The following is a 7,692-nucleotide window of genomic DNA, read 5'->3' as shown; positions in this document are numbered from 1 at the left end:
CCGGACTGCTCGGTCCTTGACCTCGGCCGGGTACCGCTGGGGCATGATCGTCATCCTGACTCATCAGGAAGCGGCATCAAAGCCGTGACGCTTCACGATCCCGTCCTGGTCTTGGGGATCTTCACGTGGACGTCGCCGGCGGTGGTGGCGACGAGGCGGTCGCGGGTTTTGTTGCGCTGCGTCGTGCGGGTGGCTGAGCGCTCGTGGAGGCCAGCGCCGATGTGATGCTCGGCTTCGGCGTCGATGAGGCCCTGCAGGGTCCCTTGGAGGAGGCGGCGCATGAGGGCGCCGTCGTCGGCGGTGGTGAGTGCATCGAGCAGGGTGGAGAGGGCAGACTGGTCCTTGAGGGCCATCGCGTTGATCTTCCTCCTACGAGTTCCTTGGCGGGTACTCGCAGAGCTTCACGCGGTGGCCCTCACCTGCGTCTGGGGACACGCCGTGTCCCGTCAGCCGGCGACGGCCGAGTTACACCACTCCAGGGGACTCACCCGGGCAGACTTCCCAGAGGTCTGCCGCAGCCGCCTAAAGAGGCGACTTCCTCCTCGAACCCAGTCGGGCTAGCTCACAGCCGCACGACTCCCGGTGCTCGATGGAGGGGGGCAGCCGCAACGTTTGAGGCGGGCGGTCTGGCTCAAGCCACCGGCTCACCGCGAGACGGACAGCCTGGCTGCCCACGGCGTGGAAAGGCTGGGCAACAGCCGTAATGCCGGGGACGAGGATGTCCCCCCACTCAAGGTCGTCGAAGGAAACGAGGGCCAGGTCCTTAGGCACCCCAACGTCTTCTTTGTGCAAGGCGGCCAGCAACCCCAGAGTCATGTTGTTGTTCGCACAGAAAACCGCGTCGGGACGCGGTGTCGTGCGAAGCATCTGGGTCGCCGCCCGCATCCCCCCTTGCACGGTGGATTGACCATTCCAGAGGAGGGCGTCATCGACGATCAAGCCGTGCTTTTTGTGAGCAAGACGGAAACCCTCTTCGCGTTCGCGAGAAGTGGATAGCCCGGATAGCCCGCCGATCATGGCAATGCGGCTGCGGCCGGCGGAGATGAGATGCGAGACGATCGCTTGACTGGCGTGAGTGTTCTCAGCACCGACCTGATCAAAGCTTTGGTCTTCGAGGCGGTCTGCCAGAATCACCGCCGTGCGAGAGTTTTTCAGCAGCGGGCGCGTACGTTCTCGCCATCCTGACGAGGGAACAAGGATTATTGCGTCCACATCACGTTGCAGCAGAGCCTGCACCGCCCGTAACTCCCTGTTAGCATCCTCAGTCGACATGCTCAGCAACAAGGTGATGTTGGTACGGGTGGCTTCAGCATCAATTCCCTCAAGCATTTCACCGAAATAGGGACTTGCAGCTGAAGGCACGACTACGCCCACGATACGGCGTGTTTCCTCCAGTCCTTGCACCCGCCGGTCGTAGTAACCCAGCGCCTCCGCAGCGGCCAAGACTCGTGTTCGGGTTACCTCACTGACGTGCCGCGTGCGATTGAAGACATGAGAGACCGTCGCCAAGGAGACCCCAGCAGCTTCAGCTACTGCCGTCATCGTCACCACTACGCCGTCTTAGCAAAGCGGAACACCCAGGCGCAACCGGCAGCCGCGGACCTTGCGTCAGCTGCGTCCGCGGCGAGCCCACCCGCAGCCCGCGCTGACTACGCAACCCCGCGCTGACTACGCAACATGGCATTCAACGCTGGCCCACCTAGCCAAAACACGACAGGAAGATGCTCTCGGGACCATCTCGGAACTACGGGAAGTATGCGCTGGCTCTGCAGCAGACTAGCGGCTACATCATGCATTAGCGTCCTTGCGCAAGACCTTGCGCAAGGACCGAAGGCGACGCCTCCTGATCCCCTACAGTCCTCCTGTCCCACCGCGAAGATGCACCACGGACGGCCACCCGGGGAACGCGTCGATGACGACTCGCGGAACGGCGAAACATAACGCTTCTACGGGGGCAGACGAAGGAGTCGATCATGGCAACTGCCCGTCAAGGCACATCTCAGATCAGCACGAGCAAACAGCGACTTCCCCACATTAAGTGGGATGAAAATACTGTCGATGAGATCTTGTGTGGGCGGGTAGAGGTTCTTCTCGAACAGCACGAGCGGATCGTTGTTGGACTCACCGGGTCTCCTGGCGCTGGCAAGTCGACCATCGCCCGCCAACTCACCGACGCTCTTGGTGGGCGCTTCCCCGGACAGGTGGCCTACGTTCCCATGGACGGTTACCACTTAGCTCACTCCCTGCTGGACCGGATGGGCCTGCTTGATCACAAAGGTGCGCCGGACACATTCGACTCCGCCGGCTACCACGTACTGCTGGAACGCCTGCGCCGCGGTGGCAGGGAAACCATCTACGCACCAGACTTCCGGCGTGATCTCGGTGATGCGGTGGCTGGGGCGATACCGGTCACCACGGAGGTCCGCGTGGTAATCACCGAGGGCAATTATCTTCTTCTTGAGGCTGGGGCTTGGGCGGGGCTGCGGCCCCTTTTAGACGAAGTCTGGTACGTCGAGACTCCTGACAACGTGAGGGTTCACCGCCTCATCGCGCGGCACAGACAGTTCGAGGCGAACACCGCGGCCGCTGCCGGACGAGCTGGTGGATCCGATCAGCGCAATGCCGAACTTGTCGAGGCTTCTCGATCACGAGCCGACCTCGTCATCCACTACCGATGAGTCTGCAGCGGTTGTCGCCAGCACCATCACCAGTACTACCTCCGCAACTGCGTCAGACACCTTGGGGTGACGTGGTTCACGTCTCTCACGCCCCCCTCGCACACGGATCCTGCTCCTGAGCGACCCCACGATCCTGTACTCAAACCTAGGAGATGTACTCATGACTGATCATGATTCCAGTTCTTCTCTACGGGATCTGCAACGGCACGGTGTGTCGGTCTGGCTGGACGACCTCTCCCGCGAGCTTACCGACGGCGGTGAACTCGGCCGCCTCGTCGAGGCCGGCGTCCTCGGCGTCACCTCGAACCCGACGATCTTCGCGACCGCGCTGAGCAAGGGCGACCGCTACACCGACCAGGTGAAGGAACTCGTCGCCGTCGGCGCCGACACCGAAGAGGCCGTCTTCCAGATCACCACCGAGGACGTCCGCAAGGCGTGCGACGTGCTCAAGCCGGTCTTCGACCGCACCGACGGGCTCGACGGCCGCGTCTCCCTCGAGGTCGACCCGCGCCAGGCGCGCGACACCGCCGGCACCGAGGTCTCCGCGCGCAAGCTGTGGAAGGCCGTCGACCGCCAGAACCTCTACATCAAGATCCCCGCGACCGTGGAGGGTCTCGCCGCGATCTCCACCGCGCTCTCCGAGGGCATCAGCGTCAACGTGACCCTGATCTTCTCGCTCGACCGCTACCGCGCCGTCATGCAGGCGTTCCTGACCGGTCTCGAGCAGGCCAAGCAGAACGGCCACGACATCTCGAAGATCGAGTCCGTCGCGTCCTTCTTCGTCTCCCGCGTCGACACCGAGATCGACAAGCGTCTCGAGGAGATCGGCACCGACGAGGCGAAGGCGCTGCGCTCCAAGGCCGGTCTGGCCAACGCGCGGCTCGCTTACCAGGCCTACGAAGAGGTCTTCTCGACCCCGCGCTGGCAGGTCCTCAAGGAGTCCGGCGCCCGCGCGCAGCGTCCGCTCTGGGCCTCGACCGGGGTCAAGAACCCCGACCTCCCCGACACCCTCTACGTCACCGGCCTCGTCGCCCCGAACACCGTGAACACGATGCCGGGCAAGACCCTCGACGCGACCATCGACCACGCCGAGGTCACCGGGGACACCATCCGCGGCTCCTACGGCGAGGCGCAGGCCGTCCTCGACGACCTCGAGCGTCTCGGTGTCTCCTACACCGACGTCGTCGAGTTCCTCGAGACCGACGGCCTCGACAAGTTCGAGAAGAGCTGGACCGAGCTTCTGCAGACCGTCACCGATGAGCTGGAACGAGTGAGGACCCAGGTAGAAGCCCAGTAGGACCCCGTTATGCCGCCCACACTCCAGTCCCCCCTCATCCCCTGCCGTCTGGTCCATCCCGCTGTCCACCTGACGACGGAGTTCTTCCCGGTTCAAGAAGCAATGACGCTCTAGCCGCGCTCACCAGCGTGCTGTCTGGAACTCGCGATGCACGCCCCACTCTTGCTCCGGCTCTCACCTGTTCGATCCCCCAGCCCGACGGCGCGGCCCTTGCAGAGCCGCCCCAGTAGCGCCGGACCTTCCCCATCGTTGTCACACCACCCTGTCAAGGAGAACACCTCGTGACCTTCCCCCGCCGTATACCTATGCCCCTCGCCCTCGCCGCTGTCCTGCTCGCCGTCCCCACCGCTTTGGCGGGCTGCAGCGCCACGAAGACGGGTGACACCGCCGGCAGCAGCGACAGCGGCGGCACCCTCAAGATCGGTCTGGTCACCAAGACCGACTCCAACCCCTACTTCGTCTCCATGCGCGACGCCGCCACGAAGGAGGCCAAGGCCGAGGGCGCGGAGCTGATCGCCAAGGCCGGCACCGCCGACGGCGACAACGACAGCCAGGTCACCGCGGTGGAGAACCTCATCGCCTCCGGGGTCAAGGCCATCCTCATCACCCCCAACGACTCCAAGGCCATCGTGCCGACCCTCAAGGCCGCTCAGGCCAAGGGGATCTTCGTCGCCGCCCTCGACACCCAGACCGACGGCAACCAGGGGGTCGACGCGACGTGGGCCACCGACAACACCAAGGCGGGCGAGGAGCAGGGCGCCTACGTCAAGGCGGCTCTTGGCAGCACGGCCCCGGTCCTGGCGATGCTCGACCTGCAGCCCGGCGTCTCCGTCGGCGACCAGCGCCACGCCGGCTTCCTCACGGGCATGGGGCTCACCGACGACAGCCCCGAGATCGCCGGCACGCAGGACACCAGCGGTGACCAGGCCAAGGGCCAGACCGCGATGGAGAACCTGCTGCAGAAGAACGACGCCATCAACGCCGTCTACACGATCAACGAACCCGCGGCGATCGGCGCCTACACCGCGCTGAAGAACGCGGGCAAGGACACGACCACGGTGCTCGGCTCCATCGACGGCGGCTGCACCGGCGTGACGGCCGTCAAGGACGGCAAGATCGCCGCGACCGTCATGCAGTTCCCCTCCAAGATGGCGGTCGAGGGCGTGAAGGCGGCCGTCGCGTTCGCGAAGGACGGCACGAAGCCCACCGTCCCGGCCTCGGGGTACATCGACACGGGCGTGCAGCTGATCACGGACAAGCCGCTGGGCGGCCTGGAGGCGAAGGACACCACCTGGGGCCTGCAGAACTGCTGGGGAACCGCCTCCTGATCCCGCGCGGTCCGGCGCGGCGTCGCGCCGGACCGCGATCCTCGACCGTGAACAGCGACCCGAAAGGCGTCCCGATGTCCGACTCCCTCCAGGTGGCGAGCGAGAAGGCGGCCGAGGTGCCCGACACCTCGGGAACCCGCGCCGCGACCCTCGCGGACCACGTCTTCCGCAACCCCGTCCTGGGCCCCCTGTCCGCCCTGGTCCTCGCCGTCGTCGCGTTCTCGATCCTCACCGAGAACTTCGCGAGCGTGGACAACTTCTCGCTGATCTTGCAGCAGTCCGTCGTGGTGGGAACCCTCGCCCTAGGTCAGACCCTCATCGTCCTGACCGGCGGCATCGACCTGGCCAACGGCGCCATCATGGTGCTGGGGACCCTCGTGGTCGCCAAGCTCGCCGCCGGCAGCACCGGGGCCCAGGTTCCCGCGCTGTTCGCCGGGCTGCTCGTCTGCGCGGCGCTCGGGCTCGTCTCCGGGCTGATCGTCTCCAAGCTGGGGCTGCCGCCCTTCATCGTCACCCTCGGGCTGCTGACGATCCTGCAGGCCGCCTCACGGCTCTACACCAAGGAGACCGTCCTCGTCGACGACGGGCCCCTAACGCTCCTGTCCAAGGGCGGTTACCTCTTCGGGCAGTTCCAGGTCACCACCGGCGTCGTCGTGGTGCTGATCAGCGTGGCGGTCCTGCACTACGCCCTCACCCGTACCGCGTGGGGCCGGCACGTGTACGCCGTCGGCAACAACGACCTCGCGGCCAAGCGCACCGGCATCAACGTGAACCGGGTCCTGCTCTCGGTGTACGTGCTGGCGGGTGTGTTCTACGCCCTCGCCGCGCTGCAGGCGTTCGGCCGCAGCCCGGCGACCTCCCCCAACGCGTTCCCCACCGCGAACCTGGACACCATCACCGCCGTCGTCATCGGCGGCACCAGCCTCTTCGGCGGCCGCGGGACGGTCGTCGGCACCTACATCGGGGCCCTCATCGTCCTGGTGCTCCAGTCCGGTCTGACCCAGGCCGGCATCGACCCGCTGTACCAGAACATCGTCACCGGCGTCCTGGTCATCGCCGCGGTGGCCCTCGACACCGTCACCCGGAGGAAGGCGCGATGAGCGACACCGTCTTGGAGGCCCGCGGCATCGTCAAGCGCTACGGGCACGTCACCGCCGTGGCCGGCGCGGACTTCGACCTGCGCGCCGGGGAGATCCTGGCGGTCATCGGCGACAACGGCGCCGGCAAGTCCAGTCTCATCAAGGTGCTCTCCGGAGACGTCGTCCCCGACGCCGGAGAGGTCCTGCTGGACGGAAAACCGGTGCACTTCCGCAGCCCGCAGGACGCTCAGCGGGCCGGGATCGAGACCGTCTACCAGGACCTGGCGATGGCTCCCGCCCTCGACATCGCCACGAACCTCTTCCTCGGCCGCGAGCTGCGCCGGAAGGGGCCCCTGGGCTCCGTCCTGCGCATGCTCGACGTCAAGGAGATGCGCCGCCAGTCCCGCCGGCAGATGGACGAGCTCGGCATCACGACCCTGCAGTCCATCACCCAGCCCGTCGACAGCCTCTCCGGCGGTCAGCGCCAGACGGTGGCGGTCGCGCGGGCGGCGGCCTTCGGGCGTCGCGTCGTCATCATGGACGAGCCCACGGCCGCCCTCGGGGTGCGGGAGTCCCAGGGTGTCCTGGACCTCATCCGCCGCATCAGCGCCACCGGGATCCCCGTGGTGCTGATCAGCCACGACATGCCGGCCGTGTTCGAGGTCGCCGACCGCATCCACATCCACCGCCTCGGTCGTCGCGCCGCCGTCGTGCGGCCCCAGGACCACGAGATGAACGAGGTCGTCGGGTTCATGACCGGTGCGCTGCCGCCGCCGGAACCCGTGCAGGAGGTCGCGTCGTGAGCATCGTCGTCGGCTACGTCCCCGACGGCACCGGGTTCCTCGCCGTCACCGAGGCGGTCCAGCAGGCGCGCTGGCGCGGCAGTGACGTCGTCGTCGTGAACACCGTCGACCGGGCCGGGTACACCAGGCCGACGGCCGCCGACGAGCGCGACCTCGACGCCCTGCAGGCACGCCTGACGGACGAGGGCGTCCCGTTCCGCATCGAGCACCGCGACGCCTCCTCCACCTCGGTCGCCGAGGTGATCCTGGAGATCGCCGAGGAGATCGGCGCGGAACTCATCGTCGTCGGCCTCCACCGTCTCTCCCCGGTCCGCAAGGCCCTGCTGGGCAGCACCGCTCAGCGGGTCCTGCTGGAGGCGACCTGCCCGGTGCTCGCCGTCCGCGCCAGCGAGCGCTTCTGAGTGACTGTTTCAGATGTGCGGTGAGGGCTGCGCCGGCCTGGTCAACCGGCGCAGCATCATCCGCGTGTAGGCAATCTCAACCATGGCGACCGCCGCACTCGCCAAC

Annotated in this window: 7 protein-coding genes and 2 pseudogenes; 6 read left to right on the top strand and 3 right to left on the bottom strand. The window is 66.6% G+C overall.

Annotation, left to right across the window (positions count from 1 at the left end):
- Positions 1 to 95: 95 nt before the first annotated feature.
- The 3 genes and pseudogenes from CLV37_RS26650 to CLV37_RS29275 form a co-directional block, all read right to left on the bottom strand.
- A pseudogene (locus CLV37_RS26650) lies at positions 96 to 353 on the bottom strand (transposase); the annotation flags it as partial.
- 169 nt (positions 354 to 522) lie between these two features.
- Positions 523 to 1,404: a substrate-binding domain-containing protein gene (locus CLV37_RS26645; protein WP_245885997.1), complete on the bottom strand. Its 882-nt coding sequence runs from the start codon at positions 1,402 to 1,404 to the stop codon at positions 523 to 525.
- A gap of 21 nt (positions 1,405 to 1,425) precedes the next feature.
- Positions 1,426 to 1,542 (bottom strand): annotated as a pseudogene (locus tag CLV37_RS29275) (LacI family DNA-binding transcriptional regulator); the annotation flags it as partial.
- A gap of 431 nt (positions 1,543 to 1,973) precedes the next feature.
- Between CLV37_RS29275 and CLV37_RS26640 the strand changes: the two are divergent.
- From CLV37_RS26640 to CLV37_RS26615, 6 genes are all read left to right on the top strand, one after another.
- The gene (locus tag CLV37_RS26640; protein WP_106215764.1) at positions 1,974 to 2,678 is read left to right on the top strand and encodes a nucleoside/nucleotide kinase family protein; all 705 of its coding nucleotides are present in this window, start codon (positions 1,974 to 1,976) and stop codon (positions 2,676 to 2,678) included.
- A 160-nt stretch (positions 2,679 to 2,838) separates the two neighbouring features.
- On the top strand, positions 2,839 to 3,975 hold the full coding sequence (gene tal / locus CLV37_RS26635; RefSeq protein ID WP_106215763.1) for a transaldolase: 1,137 nt from the start codon (positions 2,839 to 2,841) through the stop codon (positions 3,973 to 3,975).
- A gap of 305 nt (positions 3,976 to 4,280) precedes the next feature.
- Positions 4,281 to 5,303 carry a substrate-binding domain-containing protein gene (locus CLV37_RS26630; protein ID WP_106215762.1) on the top strand — a complete coding sequence of 341 codons (1,023 nt, stop codon included), beginning with the start codon at positions 4,281 to 4,283 and terminating at the stop codon, positions 5,301 to 5,303.
- Positions 5,304 to 5,377: 74 nt separating this feature from the next.
- Positions 5,378 to 6,403 carry an ABC transporter permease gene (locus tag CLV37_RS26625; RefSeq protein ID WP_106215761.1) on the top strand — a complete coding sequence of 342 codons (1,026 nt, stop codon included), beginning with the start codon at positions 5,378 to 5,380 and terminating at the stop codon, positions 6,401 to 6,403.
- Positions 6,400 to 7,185, top strand: coding sequence for an ATP-binding cassette domain-containing protein (locus CLV37_RS26620; RefSeq protein WP_106215760.1), 786 nt, complete (start codon positions 6,400 to 6,402; stop codon positions 7,183 to 7,185). Before CLV37_RS26625 ends, CLV37_RS26620 begins: the two co-directional genes overlap by 4 nt.
- Positions 7,182 to 7,586, top strand: coding sequence for a universal stress protein (locus tag CLV37_RS26615; RefSeq protein ID WP_106215759.1), 405 nt, complete (start codon positions 7,182 to 7,184; stop codon positions 7,584 to 7,586). Before CLV37_RS26620 ends, CLV37_RS26615 begins: the two co-directional genes overlap by 4 nt.
- Positions 7,587 to 7,692: the final 106 nt, after the last annotated feature.

The sequence above is a fragment of the Kineococcus rhizosphaerae genome (assembly GCF_003002055.1).
Taxonomy (GTDB): Bacteria; Actinomycetota; Actinomycetes; order Actinomycetales; family Kineococcaceae; genus Kineococcus; species Kineococcus rhizosphaerae.
This window is presented reverse-complemented; position numbering and strand designations above follow the sequence as displayed.

Coding starts and splice junctions, on each gene's coding strand:
- CLV37_RS26630 (WP_106215762.1), top strand. CDS start 4,281: ATGCCCCTCGCCCTCGCCGCTGTCCTGCTCGCCGTCCCCACCGCTTTG.
- CLV37_RS26620 (WP_106215760.1), top strand. CDS start 6,400: ATGAGCGACACCGTCTTGGAGGCCCGCGGCATCGTCAAGCGCTACGGG.
- tal (WP_106215763.1), top strand. CDS start 2,839: ATGACTGATCATGATTCCAGTTCTTCTCTACGGGATCTGCAACGGCAC.
- CLV37_RS26640 (WP_106215764.1), top strand. CDS start 1,974: ATGGCAACTGCCCGTCAAGGCACATCTCAGATCAGCACGAGCAAACAG.
- CLV37_RS26625 (WP_106215761.1), top strand. CDS start 5,378: ATGTCCGACTCCCTCCAGGTGGCGAGCGAGAAGGCGGCCGAGGTGCCC.